The following is an 18,860-nucleotide window of genomic DNA, read 5'->3' on the forward strand; positions in this document are numbered from 1 at the left end:
TTTAATTATCCAAACTGTATTTCGTAGACTATTTAATAGACAAAATCTAATTTTCATTTTAAACGAATTAAGTTTTGTGTTAAATTGCAGAAACCAGAAACTGAGCGCTTTAATTGATAAGATAAAGTGTACCTTTAATTCAATTATGATGAATAAAATAAAAGCCCTGATTTGCATTGTAATCCCGATACTGTTAGCTTATGCATTGAATACAAAATTCGGAGACACTCCCCCCATACTGAAATTCCTCAACCCTTTTACCGGATTCTGGCAGAACGCAGAGAACAGCTCTGTGAAGGCACGTAAAAGCCTCGTTTTAAAAGAAACGATTGCAAACGTAGATATTGCTTTTGACGATCGTATGATTCCCCACATCTTCGCGCAGAATGACCATGATGTCTATTATGCCCAGGGTTATGTTACGGCGAAGCACCGGTTATGGCAAATGGATTTTCAAACGCGTTATGCTGCAGGGCGTTTATCTGAGGTGGTAGGAAAAAAAGCCATAGAAGTTGACAGATACCAACGGAGAATGGGAATGGTCTACGGTGCAGAGAAATCTTTAGAAGGTATGATGGCTGATCCCCAGTCGAAAGAGATGATTCTTGCCTATACCGCCGGGATCAATGCTTATATCCACTCTTTATCCGCTGCAAAATTACCCATTGAATATAAAATATTAGACTTTAAACCGGAAGACTGGACGCCCATCAAATGCGCCTTGCTGCTAAAACAAATGTCGGCTGTCCTGGCCATGGGTTCGGATGAGTTTTACATGACCAATATCAGAAAGAAATTTGGCACTGAAGTCGTTAAAGACCTGTTTCCGGATTATCCTTTCAAAGAAGACCCGATCATTCCGGTAGGCACAAAATGGGATTTCAAACCTTTACCGATCCCTGCTCCGCCCGCTTCCTTCACGGAAATGATGACCGGATCCGTAAAGACCAAACAAAAAGAAGAAGGAATCGGAAGCAATAACTGGGCATTATCCGGATCAAAAACCCTTTCAGGCTCACCGATTCTATCCAATGATCCACATCTTGACCTGACGCTACCTTCCATCTGGTACCAGATTCAACTGCATGCACCGGGACTTAATTCTTACGGCGTATCTCTTCCCGGAGCTCCCGGCATCGTTATCGGTTTCAACCAGAACATTGCCTGGGGAGTAACGAATGTAGCTGCAGACGTGCTGGATTTCTACCAGATCAAGTTTAAAGACAATACCCACAAAAGCTATTGGTACAATAACCAATGGAAAAACACCAGTACCCGCCTGGAGAAAATTGAGATCAGGGGAGGCAAAGCAGAAACGGATACCGTTTTTTATACCCATCATGGCCCGGTAGTGTACCTGCAAAAACCGACAGGTTATGCCAAAGCAGGAAATGTTCCGGTAGGCAATGCACTCCGCTGGATTGCACATGAAAAGTCGAACGAACTCAAAACCTTTTACCTTTTAAACCGCGGAAAAAACTATGATGATTATCGTAAAGCCTTAACTTACTATACCGCTCCTGCCCAAAACTTTATATTCGCATCGGCGGATAACGATATCGCCATCACTGCCAATGGTAAGTTTCCGCTAAAATGGAAAGATCAGGGCAAATTTATCCTGGATGGAACAGATCCTAAAAGTGACTGGCAAGGCTGGATTCCTGCAGCACACAATCCTACAGTAAAGAACCCGCCAAGAGGTTTTGTCAGCTCTGCCAACCAATCCTCCACAGACCCCAGTTATCCTTACTACATCAACTGGGAATTTAGTCCTTATGAGCGTGGTAAAAGAATCAATGACCGCTTAACCGTCATGACTAAGGCTACTGCCGATAGCATCCGGACCATGCAGACTGATACCTACAGCATTTTTGCACAAAATATCTTACCTACCATTTTAAGCCTGGTAGACAACAGCAAACTGAATGCAACTCAAAAAGAAGCACTCCGCATCACCTCTGAATGGAACAAATATTATGAAGCCAAATCGCTGGCGGCAAGCATTTTTGACCTCTGGACAAAAAGACTGCAATCCAATATCTGGAGTGATGAATTTATCGTTGATTCCATCCCTATGCGCTTTCCCTCCCGCGACCGTTCTTTACAACTGGTTTTAAAGGAACCTAACTCCAAGTGGGTGGACAACATCAATACCCCGGAGAAAGAAACGCTAAGCGATTTAGTGAACGAAGCTTTTAAATATTCCTGCGACAGTCTGGAAAGAAAGTACGGGGCAATCGGCAAGAAATGGGAATGGGCCAATGTAAAACACACCAATGTACCACACCTGGCAAAAATCCCTGGTTTCGGATCAAAAACGCTGATGATTGGCGGAGGAAAAATGACCATCGATGCCCTTAGCGAAAGTAATGGCCCTTCCTGGAGAATGGTCATTGAACTGGGTAAAAACCCTAAAGGACATGGGGTATTTCCGGGTGGGCAATCAGGAAATCCGGGAAGCCGTTTCTATGATGACATGATCGATACCTGGGCAAGCGGAAAATTGTATGACCTTTACTTTATGAAGTCCCCGAATGATCCTGCTGCCAAAATAATTTCTCAATTAAAAATAACCAAAAAATAATACAATGGTTTTTATAGTCATACTTATCGCTTCCTTTCTCCTGCAAATGGTATTACCCTGGTGGATAATCGTTGTAATTTCCTTTGCAACCTGCGGGCTAATAGGCAAAACAGCGAAAATTTCCCTTTGGTCTCCTTTCTTTGCCATCCTTTTACTTTGGCTGGGAATGGCCTTGTTTAAAAGCATTCCTAACCAGCATCTCCTGGCTTCAAGGGTAGCGGAAATGCTGGGTGTAAAGGTTTGGTGGATGGTACTCATAGTCAGTACCCTCTTAGGCGCCTTCGTTGCTGCAATCAGCGGAATTTGCGGATATCACTTCAGAAAAGCAGTGTTATCTAAAAATACCAATGCCTAAACTCAAACATTCTTGCGTATTTTTGCCGGGTGAAGGATTTAATCAAACAAATATTTTCGATCAGCAATCACGCTCAGTTTGAAGAAAGCTGCCTGAATGTATTCAGACATCAGGCAGAAAACTGTACCATTTACAAGGAATACATTTCTCATCTAAGGGTTAAACCAGAAGAGATCAAAGCTTCGGCAGAGATTCCTTACCTGCCGATCAGCTTTTTCAAAACACATGAAATATTAAGCAGCAAAGATGCTGCTGAAATCACATTCAGCAGTTCCGGTACCACGGGAATGATTCAAAGCAGACACCTCGTTACGGACCTTTCTGTTTATGATCAGAGTTTTACCCTGGCCTTTGACCAGTTTTACGGAAAAATTGAAAACACCTGTTTTCTGGCGCTGCTTCCATCCTACCTGGAGCGCGACGGATCCTCTTTAATTTATATGGTTGATGCCCTGATCAGGGACAGCAAACATCCCGACAGCGGATATTTCCTGCACAACCACGGGGAGTTACATCAAAAATTAAATCAGCTGAAAGCTGCGGGTCAGAAAACCATTTTGATTGGTGTGACCTATGCCCTGCTTGATTTTATTGAGAAATACCAAATTGATTTCCCCGGGCTGGTGGTGATGGAAACCGGCGGAATGAAGGGCAAAAGAAAAGAGATGGTCAGAGAAGAATTACATCAGCTCCTGCAGGATGGCTTTGGTGTAAGCGACATCCATAGCGAGTATGGGATGACGGAACTCTTATCGCAGGCCTATTCTAAAGGATCAGGTATTTTCGAATGCCCGCCATGGATGAAAATCCAGCTCAGAGATCCCAATGACCCTCTGACCTTACTGAGCAACAACCGCAGTGGTGGGATCAATGTCATTGACCTCGCAAATGTCAATTCCTGCTCTTTTATTGCCACTCAGGATCTGGGACGCTTATTCCCCGACGGTTCTTTTGAAGTATTGGGCCGCTTTGACAATGCCGATATCAGAGGCTGTAACCTGTTGGTTCAATAAGTATCCCTCCCAAAAAAACATAAAAAAATCCCGGTCTATTCTATAGCCGGGATTTTCATTTTAATGTTTATGATTATTTAACGATCAGCAGGAAGTAGTTTTTCTTTCCTTTCTGAACGATAATGAACTGCTCATTTAACAGATGACCTGCAGAGATGATTTCTGCAGCATCTTTTAATTTCTCTTTATTTACCGAGACACCACCACCCTGAATTAATTTCTTCGCTTCTCCTTTTGAAGGGAATACCGAAGATTTCTCTGCCAGTAATGTCGCGGCATCAATACCTGCATTCAATTCTTCTTTTGAAACAGAAAACTGAGGAATTCCTTCGAAAATCTCGAGAACCTGTGCCGCTGTTAAAGTATTGAAAAATTCTAAGGAACCGTTTCCGAATAAAAACTCTGAAGTCTTGATCGCAGTCTCCAATGCTTCCAAAGAATGTGTCCTTACGGTAATGTCTTCTGCCAATGCTTTTTGCAATACGCGCAAATGAGGAGCTGCATCATGCTCCGTTTCCAGCGCTTCAATTTCTTCCCTCGTTTTTAACGTAAAGATCCTGATCCACTTCTTGGTATCATCATCAGAAGCATTTAACCAAAACTGATAGAACTTATAAGGCGAAGTTTTCTCAGGATCTAACCAAACGGCGCCACTTTCAGTCTTGCCAAATTTAGTTCCGTCTGCTTTTTTAATCAATTGGGTCGTAATCGCAAAGGCAGTTCCTGCATCTTTACGTCTGATCAGTTCTGTACCGGTAACAATGTTACCCCACTGATCAGAACCACCCATTTGAATGAGGCAATTATGGTGTTTCCATAAATAATAAAAATCAAAGCCCTGAATCAACTGATAGCAAAATTCAGTAAAAGAAAGGCCGGAATCACCATCCAAACGTCTTTTAACACTGTCCTTAGCCATCATATAGTTGACTGTAATGTGTTTTCCAACATCCCTGATAAACGTAAACAGGTTCATGTCTTTAAACCAGTCATTGTTATTCACCATGACTGCTCCATTACCGGCATCCTCAAATTTGAGGAATTTAGAAAGTTGTTTCTTCATTCCTGCAAGGTTATGTTCTACCATAGCCTCTGTCTGAAGGTTCCTTTCATCGGATTTCCCCGAAGGATCTCCAACCATTCCTGTTGCACCACCTACGAGAGCATAAGGCTTATGTCCTGCACGTTGAAAATGAATAAGCGTCATGATCTGGGTCAGGTGGCCCACATGCAGTGAATCTGCAGTTGGATCAAAACCAATATACCCGGACGTCATTCCCTCATTTAATTTTTCTTCAGTACCAGGCATGATGTCCTGTAACATGCCTCTCCAGCGTAATTCTTCAACAAAATTGGTCATTATTATATCCTTTTGCCGCAAATATAGGAAAAGCACTGAACAAAAATAGCTACTTTTAAAGCGATGAACTTTCTATCCCATTTCTATTTCGAACGAAACAACCATGATGAAAACATGGTTATTGGCGTTATTTTGCCCGATTTAATCAAGAATGCACAGAAAGACAGTAACCTCTACCCGCTAAAAGAAAAACATCTTTTTGAAGCGGATGAACACCAGTTGTCCATGCTCAAAGGCTGGGAAAGGCACCTGGAAGTAGACCGGATTTTCCATTCTTCGGAATTCTTCAAAACAGAAACCAATGCTTTGAAACAACTCATTTTACCGGTCTTTGAAAATAGCCCTGTAAAACCTTTTTTTCTGGCACATATCGGACTCGAGCTGGTCCTGGACCATTTACTTACCGTAAAAGGAAAAGTGAGCATTCCCACATTTTATGAACAACTGAGCCAGTCGGATAAACCTGCACTGGATGCCTTTTTAAAAAATTGCGGGCTGACAGATCCCACTGTCTTCTTTAATTTCCTGGACCGTTTCATTTCCAGCAGGTATATTTTCAGTTATCAAAAAATGGAAAACATCTCCTATGCCCTGAACAGGATCTGCATGCGCTTATGGGAAAACCCATTTACGGAGGCCCAGCTGGCCATGCTCACAGAAAGGCTGGAGCAATATAAAGCAACTCTTGAACCCGGTTACATGGGGATTTTTGATCGCATAGAAGGTATGCTTCCTCCTTTATTCTGATTTATTCTATCTTTGTCTTATGCCACTTATGGAGATAAAAGACAAAATGGAATCCTTGGTTAAGGAGCTTAACCAACACAGTTACAATTATTATGTTCTGGCAATGCCTACCATTGCAGATTACGAGTTTGATCAAAAGTTAGCAGCCCTGGATAAACTGGAAAAAGAGCATCCTGAATTTGCTGATCCTAACTCTCCTACGTTAAAAGTTGGGGGCGATATCACTAAAAATTTCACGACCGTTCCGCACCGCTGGCCCATGCTTTCTTTAGGCAATACCTATAATGAACAGGACCTCCGCGATTTCGACGACCGTGTCAGAAAAACCATTGGCGACCAGTTTCAATATGTTTGTGAACTCAAGTTTGATGGCCTCTCCATTAGTCTCACTTATGAAGATTCCAGGCTGGTCAGGGCCGTTACCCGTGGTGATGGCAGCAAGGGCGATGATGTCACGACCAATATCAAAACCATCCGTAATGTTCCTCATCAGCTAAAAAATGAAGCAGTCCCTCCTCTTTTTGAAATCAGAGGGGAAATTTTTATGCACCGTGCAGCCTTTGACCGCCTCAACAAGGAACGCGAAGAGCTGGGTGAGGTCCAATATGCCAATCCAAGAAATTTTGCAGCAGGGACCGTTAAAATGCAGGATTCTAAAGAAGTAGCCAAACGTCCGCTGGATTGTTTCCTTTATTCTCTGAATACGGATAAAAATTATTTCAAAACGCATTGGGAAAGCCTGGAAAACCTCAAAGAATGGGGATTCAATGTTTGTGAGCATACCAAACTCAGCAGCAATATGGATGAGGTCCTGGCCTTTGTTCAATACTGGGAAGAAGCCCGTTTTAAATTATCCTACGAGATCGACGGAATCGTGATCAAAGTAAACAGTTACGCGCAGCAGCAGGAATTGGGCTTCACCGCCAAATCCCCACGCTGGGCCATTTCTTATAAATACAAAGCACAGGAAGTAGAAACCATTCTGGAGAAAGTCACCTACCAGGTTGGACGTACCGGTGCTGTTACCCCTGTAGCCAACCTTAAACCGGTTCAACTGGCAGGAACAACGGTTAAAAGGGCCACCTTACACAATGCGAATGAAATTGAAAGACTGGACCTTCATGAAGGCGACAGCGTATTCGTAGAAAAAGGAGGAGAAATCATTCCCAAGATCATCAATGTCAACCTGGAGAAGCGTAAAGAAGGAGCAGTAAAGGTCAATTACCCGACCCTTTGCCCGGAATGTAATACCAGCCTGATCAGAAAAGAAGGAGAAGTAGCGTTCTACTGTCCTAATGACGAGGCTTGTCCGCCGCAGATTGTTGGAAAAATGCAGCATTTCATCGGCCGCAAGGCGATGAACATCGACGGACTGGGAGATGAAACGATAGAAACCTTTTATCAGCGTGGTTTGGTCGCTCATATCAGCGACCTCTATACCTTGCATGAAAAATCTGATCAGTTGAAAACCCTGGACCGTTTTGGAGAGCGTTCCATTGAAAACATGCTGAAGGGAATAGAACAATCCAAGCAAATGCCTTTCGAAAAAGTTCTTTTTGGATTGGGAATAAGGTATGTCGGTGAAACTGTTGCCCGGAAACTGGCGGCAGGAACAAAGAATATCGACAAATTAACCAGTGCAAGCCTGGAAGAGTTGGTTGCAATTGATGAAATTGGCCAGAGAATCGCAGAAAGCATCATAGAATACTTCGGAAAACCAGAACATTTGCAACAAATTGACTTGTTAAAAGGCTACGGACTGCAATTCGAAGTGATAGAAAAAGAAATTACACTGGAAAGTGACAAATTAACTGGAAAAACATTTGTAATTTCGGGAGTTTTTGAGAATTACAGTAGAGAAGAGCTCAAAGATATGATAGAAAACAACGGGGGCAAGATCTTAAGTGGCATTTCTGCAAAGCTGAATTACCTTGTAGCAGGCGACAATATGGGTCCTTCCAAATTAGAGAAGGCAAATAAGCTGAATGTCCCCCTGATTTCTGTAGACGACCTATTAGAGTTATTGAAGTAAACATAAAAGATGAATAAATTTCACGGAACAGGTGTAGCAGTGGTTACACCATTTAATGCAGACGGAACAGTAGATTATGCAGGACTAAAAAACCTCATCAATTACTTAGTCGAAGGAAAGGTAGAATACCTGGTATCCTTAGGTACCACAGGAGAAGCGTCAACCCTGAATAAGAGTGAGAAGAAGAAGATCTGGGAATTTACTGCTGAAATCAATAATGGCCGTTTACCGCTTGTTGCAGGGATCGGAGCAAACGATACTGCAGAAGTTGCAGAAAGCATAAAAGATTTTGAAGCGAATGGTTATGATGCGATCTTATCAGCCAGTCCATATTATAATAAGCCAACTCAGGAAGGCATTTACCAACACTATAAAGCAGTGGCTGAAGCCAGTGCATTACCTGTTTTATTGTACAATGTACCGGGACGTACGGCAAGTAATGTGAGTCCGGAAACCACCTGTCGTCTGGCCAGTGATTTTAAAAACATCATCGGAACAAAAGAAGCTTCGGGGAATTTCGACCAGTTTAACCAGATCATGAGGGATAAACCAGCTGATTTTATGCTGATCTCCGGCGACGATCCTGTGGCTTTGCCAATGATCTCACTGGGCGCAGTAGGTGTCATCTCTGTGATTGGAAATGCTTTGCCAAAACAATTGTCTGATATGATCAGACTGGCCTTAAAAGGTGATTTCAGCGCTGCAGCCCCATTGCACCTGAACCTGATTGAATTTACCAGACAGATGTTTGCAGAAGGAAATCCTGCCGGCGTAAAAGCAGCCCTGAAACAACTGGGTGTTTGTGATGATCATGTGCGTTTACCTTTGGTAAAAGTATCAGATGAGTTGCGTCAGGCCATCATTGCAGAAACGAAAAGAATTACTGCTTAAAAAGCAGATTGCATAAAAAAAGCGTCCCGGTTTCCTGGACGCTTTTTTTTTGAACCAAAAAGCTCAGTTAGCTGGCTTTGTTTTTAGTCTCCTGAACTTCCAAACGAATAGCCTGAGCTAGGTTTTTAAGGTCTTGCATACCTTTACGTACGCGGGTTCCTGCAGCACTGTTGGCTTTGTTGTAGAATTTGTCTGCATCAGCTTCTAAAGCGGCAACAAGTTCTTTTGCTTCATTAAATTTTTTCATCGTTAATTTACTCCTTTTAGTTTTTAATGGTTTGATTGATACTCTATTACTAAAGTAAGATGTTTATTTTAATAAAAAAAGAGTTTGAGACAATAAATAGGCGCAAATGAGAACTATTTTCAGCCTTTTCTGACCGGTCTGCCGCCTTTCTTTCCAAATCGAAACAGATTTATCTTTTAAATAAAAAAGAGACTGCCTAATCAAAAGCAGTCTCTTTTTGCAATGTGCTATATCAGATTAAGCCATAGAGAACTGATTCTCTTTGTAATAACCGCTTTTAAGTTTTTCAGATACTTCACTAAAAGCATCTAAGGTGCGCTGTACATCTTCCAAAGTATGGGCCGCCGTAGGAATCAACCTCAGCTCGATTAGTCCCTTAGGGATTACCGGATACACCACAATCGAACAGAAGATTCCGTAGTTCTCACGAAGGTCCATCGTTAATGCCGTAGCTTCCAGCAACTCCCCTTTTAAGAAGACCGGTGTCACCATTGTATTCGTTACGCCCAAATCGAATCCACGCTCCCTTAAACCTTTCTGAAGGGTAGTTGCGATATTCCATAAGCGTTCTCTCAGCTCAGGACTGTTTTTAAGCAATTCCAAACGTTTCAGCAATCCGATTACCATTGGCATCGGCAAAGCCTTTGCAAAGGTCTGGGAACGCATGTTGTAACGGAAGAAATTGGTCAGCTCCTCAGTAGAAGCAACAAAAGCACCAATTCCGGCCATCGACTTGGCAAAAGTACCAAAGTAAACATCTACGCCATCAATACAATCCTGTGCCTCATGAGTTCCTGCACCTGTTGGTCCCATTGTACCAAAACCATGCGCATCATCAATCAGTAAACGGAAATCGAAATCTTTCTTTAATTCAATCAGTTCTTTCAATTTACCCTGTGCTCCGGACATTCCGAAAACACCTTCAGTAATTAAAAGGATGCCACCACCGGTTTGTTCTACCAGTTTGGTAGCACGCTCCAGTTGCTTACGGGCACTGTCAATATCATTATGCTGATACACAAAACGTTTCCCCATGTGCAGGCGTAAACCATCTATAATACAGGCATGAGATTCTGCATCATAAACAATCACGTCATTTCTGTCTACCAGACAGTCGATGATCGAAACCATTCCCTGGTAACCATAGTTTAACAAAAACGCATCAGGTTTTCCAACAAAAGCTGCCAGTTCCTGCTCCATTTGCTCGTGGTATTTAGAGTTCCCCGACATCATCCTTGCGCCCATAGGATAGGCCATACCGAAATCCGTTGCGCCCTGCTTATCTGCTTCTCTTACCTCAGGATGGTTTGCTAACCCTAAATAATTGTTTAAACTCCAAACTAAATGTTCTTTGCCACGAAAATTCATGTGAGGCGCGATATCTCCTTCTAATTTAGGAAAAGAGAAATATCCATGTGACCATTTTTGGTGCTGACCAATCGGGCCCATGCGCTTTGCTACTTTATCAAAAATATCCAATGTGTATCTATTTAAATTATATGTCTTATTTTTTGCAAATTTAAGGTTATTATGCTTTAATAGCAATTATCCCCCTTTACAGGCATACGGGTGCGATTATTATGCCAAAAAAGCCTCAGCGAAGAAATCGCTAAGGCTTTTTAAATATTCAGATGATTTTATTAATCAACATTATCATGTAAGAAGGAATTGTTAGGTCTGATCTCTGTAGATCCGTCCTCGTCATTGCTCAATGTAAATCTGGAAACCTGAGATTCTGAAGAGTGCTGAACCTGTTGCAACTGCATCTGTTTGCGTTTGTAAGCCGGTTCATTTTCCAGTTCCTGTAAACCATTGCTGGTTCTCAGTTTCATGCTCAGGTCTTTTAATCTCAAAATCCTTTCTTTGGATTTTTTCAACTGATCTTCGATAGACTCATCGCTTTTATCATCATCAGCACCTGTTTCAGGTACTTCCTGTTTTTGAGGTTCAACATCATTGTTAAACACAGACTCTGGTTTTTCAAATACAAAATCAGTTTCTGCCACTTTGATCTCAAACTCAAAAGAAGGTTCCTGGCTTTCCGCAGCCGAAGCTTCTTCTTCTACCAGGGTATGTCTTACGATCCCGTTTTCAGGATCTTCCATTTTTCTTTTATTGTTTCCGTAAAGGTCACCGAAAAGATCAGACTGTTTAATTTCATCTTTTGCTTTCATCACCGGCTCATTGGAAACCGATTCAGGCTTAGGCGCAATAAAGGAATTTACTGCTTCTATAGGTTTTACCAAAGGAGCCTCCTCAGGCGTAAGCAAAGAAATCTTTTTTACATTCTTTTTTTCTTCATCACGTTGTTCTGTGGTCTGGAATCCTGTTGCGATGATCGTCACCGACAATTTATCTTCCAGGTTTTCATCGATACAGTTACCCCAGATCAGGTCTGCAGAAAGGCCTGCTTTATCCTGAATATAATCTGTGATGATCGTCACCTCGTCCATTGTTACTTCACGTAAACCTGAACTGATATTTAACAAAATATATCTGGCACCTTCAATCTCATTGTCTTTCAATAATGGAGAAGCCAGGGCTCCTTCCACCGCATTTAAAGCACGGTTCTCACCGTCACAGGCAAAACTACCCATGATGGATACCCCGCTGTCTTTCATCACGGTGCGCACATCTTTAAAATCCACGTTGATATATCCTGGTACGGTAATGATCTCTGCGATTCCTTTTGCGGCGGTAGTTAAGATATCATCGGCCTGCGCGAAAGCAGAACCCAGGGTCAGGTTACCAAAGATTTCACGTAACCGGTCGTTCGAAATTACCAGGTACGAATCCACATATTTCTTCAGCTCATCCAAACCATCATTGGCCTGCATCTTACGTCTCTTTCCTTCAAAGGCAAAAGGCGTAGTCACGATGGCTACGGTTAATATGTCTAATTCTTTAGCTGCTTTGGCAATGATCGGGCTTGCACCTGTTCCGGTACCACCACCCATTCCGGCTGTAATAAACAACATCTTTGTGGTGCTTCCCAGCATTTGTTTGATGTCATCTATATTTTCAATAGCAGAGTTTTTTCCAACCTCAGGAATTGAGCCTGCACCCATTCCTTCTGTAAGGCTTGCACCCAATTGTACTTTATTAGGGATTGGACTAAACTCCAATGCTTGCGCATCTGTATTACAAATAATAAAGTCTACTCCTGTAATTCCCTGACGGTACATATGGTTTACCGCATTACCACCACCGCCACCAACACCAATTACCTTGATGATTGATGACTTATCTTTTAACATTTCGAACTGCATATCTTTATGAATCAGTTATTTAAAAATTCGTTTTTCCTGTTCATCTACCTATGTAATAATACACACTTTTTAACAGGCGTTTCCCACAAGTGTTTAAAATGTGGAAAAATCGTTTATTGTGGATAAATATTATGATTTAATATAATCTTCGTCACTTACGTTCATATCGTCCTTCACAAAATCCTTGGCTTTCGCTAACAGCTTGTCGAACAAGCCACCACCGGAATTCTTGGTTTTGTCTTTACCATCCTTAGGTTTTTCCACATAAACTCCCGGTTGTTTCATCTCTTCAATCAACTCTTCGGCTTTTTGAATCCCCTTGATCAGCAAGCCAACGCTCGTCGCGTACATCGGGCTTTTCAGGTCATCATAGATCGTCTTTGGCATGTCTTCATACTTCGACAAATGCTCATTCGGATAACCCACGCGGCAATCCAAACCAGTCACATATTCTACCAGTTGAGAAAGGTGTTTCAACAAAGCACCACCACCGGTAATCACAACACCACCGATTAGTTTTTTCTCATATCCTGAAGACTTGATCTCATAGTAAACATGCTCAATGATTTCTTCCATACGGGCCTGGATCACATAAGCTAAGTTTTTAACGGAAATCTCTTTCGGTTCTCTTCCTCTCAGTCCGGGAACACAAATGATTTCATTTTCTTTATTTTCTTCAGCCAGGGCAGAACCGAAACGGGTCTTCAACAGTTCAGCCTGGTTTCTCATTACAGAACAACCTTCACGAATATCTTCCGTTACGCTATTGCCACCAAATGGGATAACAGCAGTATGGCGGATGATGCCTTCATGAAAAATAGCAATATCAGTAGTACCACCACCAATATCCACTAAAGCGATTCCTGCTTCCTTCTCTTCCTCGCTCAACACCGATTCAGAAGAAGCAAGAGGCTCCAAAATTAATTCCTGAGTTTGTAACCCGGCATTGGTTACGCACCTCATGATATTCTTGACAGCAGTAACCTGTCCTGAAATGATATGGAAGTTCGCCTCCAGGCGCACTCCGGCCATTCCGATAGGGTCTTTTACTCCGGGCTCATTATCGATGGTAAATTCCTGAGGCAAAACATGAATGATTTCTTCTCCCGGGGGCATCACCAGTTTGAACATATCATCAATTAATTTGTCTATATCTTTTTTACCGATTTCATTGTTCAGCTCTCTTCTCGTCAGGATTCCACGGTGTTGCAAACTCTTGATATGCTGACCGGCAATACCAACGTTTACCACGCGGATTTCCACATTCGATTGCCCACTGGCCACTTCCACGGCCTGTGCGATTCCCTGCACCGTTTTTTGGATGTTGGAAACCACGCCACGGGTAACCCCGGCAGACTCCGCTTTCCCTATGCCCAGTACTTCGATTTTTGAGTGCTGCGTGCGCCGGCCTACGATCACGCAGATCTTTGTAGTACCAATATCCAATCCTACTACGATTGGAGACTGCACGATAGATTTTTCTTTGCCCATAACTATATCGATTTGTTGAGTTTTATACTATTTGTTCTTCTTGGTATCTGTTTTACTATTCTCTTTTGCTGCCCCCGGCTTCTTTGCAGCAGTTTTTACCGGTTTTTTTACTACCGGCTTGGCGGGTTTTGTTGTTGCCGGTTTAGCCGGCGGCTTTACTGTGGTTTTCTTTACAGGACTGGCTACCTTTTTATTTACCGTTTTAGCAACTGCAGGCTTTGTTGTCTTTGCCGCTGCTGGTTTTGTGGTTTTCGCGATCGCTGGTTTTGTACTCAACACCGGCTTAACCGTTTTTGGCGGGGGAACCACTGCACCATCAGGCTGGTCAGGGTCATCTCCGTCATTTTTCATTTCCATGGCGATCTGCTGCAACACCAGCTTATCAACCACCGCTTTATTTGACTTCAGTGTATCGACAATCTTAGGCCGCTTCACGCCATTGACAATTACAGAATCCGGTTTATTTTTCACGCAAACCACCTGGTTCGTATACTTTACATTGATGGTTTTATACGTATCCCATCCCACTTTCGGCATGGCTTGTTTATAAAAGGCCAGCAGGTTTCTCATCTTTACATCTAAAGAATCTGCAGAACCCAGAATAATGCGTTGATTGCCTACTCTCGGGATCAGCTCGATATCTGCCTTATCATTTACAAAAAGCTGTTCGATCTGCGCATCCCACAAAGTATCCTTCTTGATAAACAATGCAGTCTCATACAAATCCCTGGCCAGTTTGGTGATCAGCGTATCCACCCTTCCGGTAAAATGTTCCATTACATTTCCATTCGCCACCAGCACATCTGCGGTGAAGTTTGGAGATACCGGCATTTTCAATCCGTTCCGGTCAATATAATAGTCCTGACCATTGGCATTGATCACCCTTAAAATCGGCTGACGCTGTTTAATTTCAATATGGATCACCCCATCCATATCCGCATAGACCGTTGCCATTGCGATATACGGATTCGATTTAATCTTTTTCTCTATGTCCTGAAGGTTCACCTGCTCCAGCTTACGCCCGATCAGAGAACCCTGACTCTGCTTCAAAACCGCATCAATCTCTTCTCTTTCAATAAAGTTATCCGCACCCGGAATTAATATTTTGACATTGGTAATCTCCACCGTACTTTTCTTGCTGCTTACAAAACTCATAAGCACCACCAGGCCGCTCAGACAAAATATCCAGGCAAACTTGTTAAATACCGATTTCCAATTGATGTCTTTAAACATTAGTGAAATTAGCTTTAAGTGGTTGTATTAACGTATCTATGTCCCCTGCGCCCACTGTCAGCAGCAACTCAGGGTTTTTATTTTTAATGTACTCCGGCACCAGGCCTTTGGCAACAATCTCTTTATTTTTAAGGCTGATTTTATTCAGCAAAAAGTTCGAATCAATTCCTTCCAGTGGTAATTCTCTCGCGGGATAAATTTCCAGCAATACCAGCTCGTCTACCGTACCCAATACTTTTGCAAAATCATCTGCAAAGTCACGTGTCCGCGTAAACAGGTGCGGCTGAAAAATCACCGTCAGCTTTTTCTCCGGATACAACTGTCTGACTGCGTCAAAGCAAGCCCTTAATTCCTCCGGATGATGGGCATAATCGTCAATATAAATATGACCATCCCCATTAACTATATATTCAAACCTTCTTTTTACTCCTTTAAAATTCGCAATAGCGACCTTTATTTTATCCGCATCAATGCCCAGCTTTAAGGCCACTGCAATCGCTGCAACCGCATTTTCTACGTTATGTTTTCCAGGCAGCATCAGCTGAAAATCTGAGATCAGCGTATCTCCATCTGCATAATCAAATACAAACTTCGAACCTTCCACACGGATGTTCTGTCCTTTGATTTCAGAAGACGAACCTGCACTGTAAGTAATTCCATCTTTCAAAGGCAATCCTGCTTTCACAAACAAGGTCCCTTCCGGCTTCAATTGTCCGGCAAACAGGCGGAAGGATTCCTCCAGCTGCCCTGCATCACCATAAATATCCAGGTGATCTGCATCCATAGAAGTAATCACAGAAAGATCAGGATGCAAGGTTAAAAATGACCGGTCATACTCATCAGCCTCTACCACCACCACATGATTGTCTCCCAGCAAAAAATTGCTGTTATAATTGGTCGCTATTCCACCTAAAAAGGCAGTACAACCAAAGCCAGTATCTGTCAGCACATGGGCAATGATCGAAGAAGTCGTGGTCTTTCCGTGTGTTCCCGCAACTGCGATACAAAACTGACCTTTACTAATGATCCCCAGGACTTCAGAACGTTTTTTCAGAACAAAACCGCCTTCCCTGAAATGGTTCAGCAAAGCACTGTTTTTTGGAATGGCCGGCGTATAAACAACCAGCGTGTCCACATCATGTGTCCCGAAATCAGCAGGCAATGAAGCTACCTCGTCTGCATAAGAAACCGGAATTCCTTCGTTTTCCAATGCGATGGTCAGGTTCGTTCTGGTCTTGTCATAACCACATACCACACAACCCCTGTTTTTGAAATAACGCGCAAGGGCACTCATGCCGATCCCACCAATCCCTACAAAATAAATCCGTTTAATCGTTTCTAACTCCATCATGACCTCCCTTCCTTGCTAAAATCATTACCTCTTCTGCAATTATATTATCGGAATCCGGCAAAGCCATCTTTCCTATATTTTCGGAAAACATTTTACTGCGTTCCTTATCTTCTAATAAACTCAAAGCTTCCCGTACCAGTGTATCTTCTGCAGAACGATCGGCAATTAACAATGCTGCATTTTGTTTGACCAGCGCCATCGCATTTTTAGTCTGGTGATCTTCCGCCACATTCGGCGAAGGCACCAGGATCACCGGTTTTTTAATCAAACAAAGCTCTGCAATCGTACCTGCGCCTGCCCTGGAAATAATCAAATCCGCAGCAGCATAAGCCATGTCCATTTTATTCAGGAATTCCAGAATTCTGATATTGGGATGAAAATCCAGTCCTACCCGCTCTACAATTCCTTTATAATAAAACTTACCCGTTTGCCAGATCACCTGAACATCCACATCAATCAATTCCTGAAGGTGCTTTTCAATGCTTTTATTTAATGTTCCTGCCCCAAGACTGCCACCTGTTACCAGGATCGTTTTCTTCAAAGGATCCAGTTTCAGCAATTCTGCACCTGCATGGTGTTTTTGTACGATATCTACCACATCTTTCCTTACCGGATTTCCTGTTTTAAGGATATTCCCTGTTGGGAAGAACTGGTCCATATCATCAAAAGCCACGCAAATTTTAGCTGCTTTCTTACCCAGCCATTTGTTCGTGATCCCGGCATAAGAATTCTGTTCCTGAATCAGGTAAGGAACATTCTTCAATGATGCAGCAAACAAGATTGGTCCGGAAGCATAACCACCAACACCAACCACAACATCCGGTTTAAAATCAGCAATTAACTGCAAGGCCTTACGCATGCTTCCAAGCAATTTAAATGGCAAACTTAAATTTTTCGCAATAGAGCCTCTTTGTATACCGCTGATGTTTAAACCAATAATTTTATATCCGGCAGCAGGAACTTTTTCCATTTCCATTCTGCCCGTAGCGCCGACAAATAAAATCTCACAGCCCGGCTCCATGCGTTTTAAGGCATTCGCTATTGATATCGCCGGAAAAATATGTCCGCCGGTACCACCACCTGAAATAATTATTCTCGTTGCTCTCTTCATCTTTATATTATGCCATTGCAGGTATTTCACCTACAACTACTTTTTTACTCCCTTTTTCTTCTACATCTCTACTTACGCTCAGGATAATTCCGAATGCGATACTCGTAAAGATCATTGATGTTCCCCCCATACTTACCAATGGTAACGGAACCCCTGTTACCGGACCTAATCCTACCGCTACGGCCATGTTAGCAAAAGCCTGGATCGTCAGACTAAAACTAAGGCCCGCAGCCAGCAAAGCCCCAAAGGCCTTAGGACTTTGGGTTACAATCCGGACGCACCGGTAGAGCAGGACGAGATACAATACAATCACCGTCATTGCCCCCAGCAAACCATATTCCTCCACAATAATGGCGAAGATAAAATCCGAATACGGATGGGGTAAGAAATTCCGTTGTGTACTATTTCCCGGTCCCTTTCCAAAAACACCACCCGTTGCCAGGGCTATTTTAGATTGATCCGCCTGATAGGTCTTGTCTGAATTTTGTTTCTCCGGATGTAAAAACGCATTTACCCTCGACTTGTATGTTCCGGCCCTTGGCCCTAAAAACACAATCAGCAACAGCAGCACCGCGCCACCTGCACATACGATAGAGATCTGCTTGATGCTGATCCTTCCGATGATGAGCAAGAGTATGCTTACCCCAAAAAGCATGATTGCCGTAGACAAGTTCGCCCATGCAATCAAAGCAAATACCACACATACCGATCCCATAATGGGAATAAAGGCTTCTTTTACATCCTTAATATTTTCCTGTTTCTTCGTCAGCATTCTCGCGAGAAAGGTAATCAGCGCCAGTTTTGCCAAATCGGAAGTTTGAAAAGTCAGTCCGATTACCGGAATTTTCACCCAACGGGAAGCCTCATTGATGCTCGCCCCGAAAACTGCCGTATAAAACAGCAATGGGATCGTGATGATCATCAGGATTTTTGAAATTCCGGCGTAATATTTATAATCCAATAAATGCGCAACATAGATCATTCCTATCCCCATAATTACGAAGATCAAATGCTTGGTCAATAAGACCTTTTCCACCGTTTTACCAACTTTATAAGCATAGGTTCCCGTAGCACTATACACCGTAAGTATAGAGATCAGAGACAAAAGGATAATGATCAGCCATATCCAGCGATCTCCTTTTGTTTTGTCTAAAATCTTATTTATTGCGATCATAA

At 42.6% G+C, this 18,860-nt stretch carries 15 protein-coding genes; 6 read left to right on the forward strand and 9 right to left on the reverse strand.

The window, feature by feature from the left end:
* Positions 1-145 precede the first annotated feature (145 nt).
* Genes DBR43_RS08580 through DBR43_RS08590 form a run of 3 tightly spaced genes read left to right on the forward strand, consistent with a single transcriptional unit; the run spans position 146 to position 3,952 of the window.
* Positions 146-2,584: a penicillin acylase family protein gene (locus DBR43_RS08580; protein ID WP_317125990.1), complete on the forward strand. Its 2,439-nt coding sequence runs from the start codon at positions 146-148 to the stop codon at positions 2,582-2,584.
* 4 nt (positions 2,585-2,588) lie between these two features.
* Positions 2,589-2,939, forward strand: a complete 351-nt coding sequence (locus DBR43_RS08585) for a hypothetical protein (RefSeq protein ID WP_124579755.1) — start codon at positions 2,589-2,591, stop codon at positions 2,937-2,939.
* A gap of 29 nt (positions 2,940-2,968) precedes the next feature.
* Positions 2,969-3,952 (forward strand): acyl transferase, encoded by a 984-nt coding sequence (locus DBR43_RS08590; protein WP_124579757.1) that lies wholly within the window; start codon positions 2,969-2,971, stop codon positions 3,950-3,952.
* A gap of 73 nt (positions 3,953-4,025) precedes the next feature.
* Here the strand turns inward: DBR43_RS08590 and tyrS are convergent, their stop codons facing one another.
* On the reverse strand, positions 4,026-5,312 hold the full coding sequence (gene tyrS / locus DBR43_RS08595; protein ID WP_124579759.1) for a tyrosine--tRNA ligase: 1,287 nt from the start codon (positions 5,310-5,312) through the stop codon (positions 4,026-4,028).
* Positions 5,313-5,375: 63 nt separating this feature from the next.
* On the opposite strand from tyrS, the gene DBR43_RS08600 reads away from it, so the two are divergent.
* The 3 genes from DBR43_RS08600 to dapA are packed head-to-tail and all read left to right on the forward strand — an operon-like array spanning position 5,376 to position 8,982.
* Complete coding sequence (locus DBR43_RS08600; RefSeq protein ID WP_124579761.1) at positions 5,376-6,059, forward strand: hypothetical protein; 684 nt, start codon at positions 5,376-5,378, stop codon at positions 6,057-6,059.
* Between the two features lie 19 nt (positions 6,060-6,078).
* Positions 6,079-8,091: an NAD-dependent DNA ligase LigA gene (gene ligA / locus DBR43_RS08605; protein WP_124579764.1), complete on the forward strand. Its 2,013-nt coding sequence runs from the start codon at positions 6,079-6,081 to the stop codon at positions 8,089-8,091.
* Positions 8,092-8,100: 9 nt separating this feature from the next.
* Positions 8,101-8,982, forward strand: a complete 882-nt coding sequence (dapA, locus tag DBR43_RS08610) for a 4-hydroxy-tetrahydrodipicolinate synthase (RefSeq protein ID WP_124579766.1) — start codon at positions 8,101-8,103, stop codon at positions 8,980-8,982.
* Positions 8,983-9,049: 67 nt separating this feature from the next.
* Here the strand turns inward: dapA and DBR43_RS08615 are convergent, their stop codons facing one another.
* The 8 genes from DBR43_RS08615 to DBR43_RS08650 form a co-directional block, all read right to left on the reverse strand.
* Positions 9,050-9,229, reverse strand: coding sequence for a histone H1 (locus DBR43_RS08615; RefSeq protein ID WP_074609277.1), 180 nt, complete (start codon positions 9,227-9,229; stop codon positions 9,050-9,052).
* Between the two features lie 237 nt (positions 9,230-9,466).
* Positions 9,467-10,708 (reverse strand): aminotransferase class I/II-fold pyridoxal phosphate-dependent enzyme, encoded by a 1,242-nt coding sequence (locus DBR43_RS08620; RefSeq protein WP_124579768.1) that lies wholly within the window; start codon positions 10,706-10,708, stop codon positions 9,467-9,469.
* Positions 10,709-10,869: 161 nt separating this feature from the next.
* Positions 10,870-12,498 (reverse strand): cell division protein FtsZ, encoded by a 1,629-nt coding sequence (gene ftsZ, locus DBR43_RS08625; RefSeq protein ID WP_124579770.1) that lies wholly within the window; start codon positions 12,496-12,498, stop codon positions 10,870-10,872.
* A 129-nt stretch (positions 12,499-12,627) separates the two neighbouring features.
* Entirely contained in the window at positions 12,628-13,989 is a 1,362-nt protein-coding gene (gene ftsA, locus DBR43_RS08630; protein ID WP_069379165.1) for a cell division protein FtsA, read from the reverse strand.
* A 27-nt stretch (positions 13,990-14,016) separates the two neighbouring features.
* Positions 14,017-15,222 (reverse strand): cell division protein FtsQ, encoded by a 1,206-nt coding sequence (locus DBR43_RS08635; protein ID WP_233602913.1) that lies wholly within the window; start codon positions 15,220-15,222, stop codon positions 14,017-14,019.
* A complete protein-coding gene (gene murC / locus DBR43_RS08640; RefSeq protein ID WP_124580524.1) occupies positions 15,215-16,570 on the reverse strand; it encodes a UDP-N-acetylmuramate--L-alanine ligase in 1,356 nt (451 codons plus the stop codon). Before murC ends, DBR43_RS08635 begins: the two co-directional genes overlap by 8 nt.
* Positions 16,551-17,684 (reverse strand): undecaprenyldiphospho-muramoylpentapeptide beta-N-acetylglucosaminyltransferase, encoded by a 1,134-nt coding sequence (murG, locus tag DBR43_RS08645; RefSeq protein WP_124579772.1) that lies wholly within the window; start codon positions 17,682-17,684, stop codon positions 16,551-16,553. Before murG ends, murC begins: the two co-directional genes overlap by 20 nt.
* Positions 17,685-17,691: 7 nt before the next feature.
* Positions 17,692-18,858: an FtsW/RodA/SpoVE family cell cycle protein gene (locus DBR43_RS08650; RefSeq protein ID WP_199756987.1), complete on the reverse strand. Its 1,167-nt coding sequence runs from the start codon at positions 18,856-18,858 to the stop codon at positions 17,692-17,694.
* Between the last annotated feature and the right edge of the window lie 2 nt (positions 18,859-18,860).

The sequence above is a fragment of the Pedobacter sp. KBW06 genome, from assembly GCF_003852525.1.
Classification (GTDB): domain Bacteria; phylum Bacteroidota; class Bacteroidia; order Sphingobacteriales; family Sphingobacteriaceae; genus Pedobacter.

What these genes read in the sequence shown, in the direction of transcription:
- DBR43_RS08635 (WP_233602913.1), bottom strand. Translation starts at nt 15,222, where the DNA reads ATGTTTAAAGACATCAATTGGAAATCGGTATTTAACAAGTTTGCCTGG.
- DBR43_RS08650 (WP_199756987.1), bottom strand. Translation starts at nt 18,858, where the DNA reads ATGATCGCAATAAATAAGATTTTAGACAAAACAAAAGGAGATCGCTGG.
- ligA (WP_124579764.1), top strand. Translation starts at nt 6,079, where the DNA reads ATGCCACTTATGGAGATAAAAGACAAAATGGAATCCTTGGTTAAGGAG.
- ftsA (WP_069379165.1), bottom strand. Translation starts at nt 13,989, where the DNA reads ATGGGCAAAGAAAAATCTATCGTGCAGTCTCCAATCGTAGTAGGATTG.
- DBR43_RS08580 (WP_317125990.1), top strand. Translation starts at nt 146, where the DNA reads ATGATGAATAAAATAAAAGCCCTGATTTGCATTGTAATCCCGATACTG.
- DBR43_RS08615 (WP_074609277.1), bottom strand. Translation starts at nt 9,229, where the DNA reads ATGAAAAAATTTAATGAAGCAAAAGAACTTGTTGCCGCTTTAGAAGCT.
- DBR43_RS08600 (WP_124579761.1), top strand. Translation starts at nt 5,376, where the DNA reads ATGAACTTTCTATCCCATTTCTATTTCGAACGAAACAACCATGATGAA.
- tyrS (WP_124579759.1), bottom strand. Translation starts at nt 5,312, where the DNA reads ATGACCAATTTTGTTGAAGAATTACGCTGGAGAGGCATGTTACAGGAC.
- murC (WP_124580524.1), bottom strand. Translation starts at nt 16,570, where the DNA reads ATGGAGTTAGAAACGATTAAACGGATTTATTTTGTAGGGATTGGTGGG.
- DBR43_RS08585 (WP_124579755.1), top strand. Translation starts at nt 2,589, where the DNA reads ATGGTTTTTATAGTCATACTTATCGCTTCCTTTCTCCTGCAAATGGTA.
- dapA (WP_124579766.1), top strand. Translation starts at nt 8,101, where the DNA reads ATGAATAAATTTCACGGAACAGGTGTAGCAGTGGTTACACCATTTAAT.
- murG (WP_124579772.1), bottom strand. Translation starts at nt 17,684, where the DNA reads ATGAAGAGAGCAACGAGAATAATTATTTCAGGTGGTGGTACCGGCGGA.
- ftsZ (WP_124579770.1), bottom strand. Translation starts at nt 12,498, where the DNA reads ATGCAGTTCGAAATGTTAAAAGATAAGTCATCAATCATCAAGGTAATT.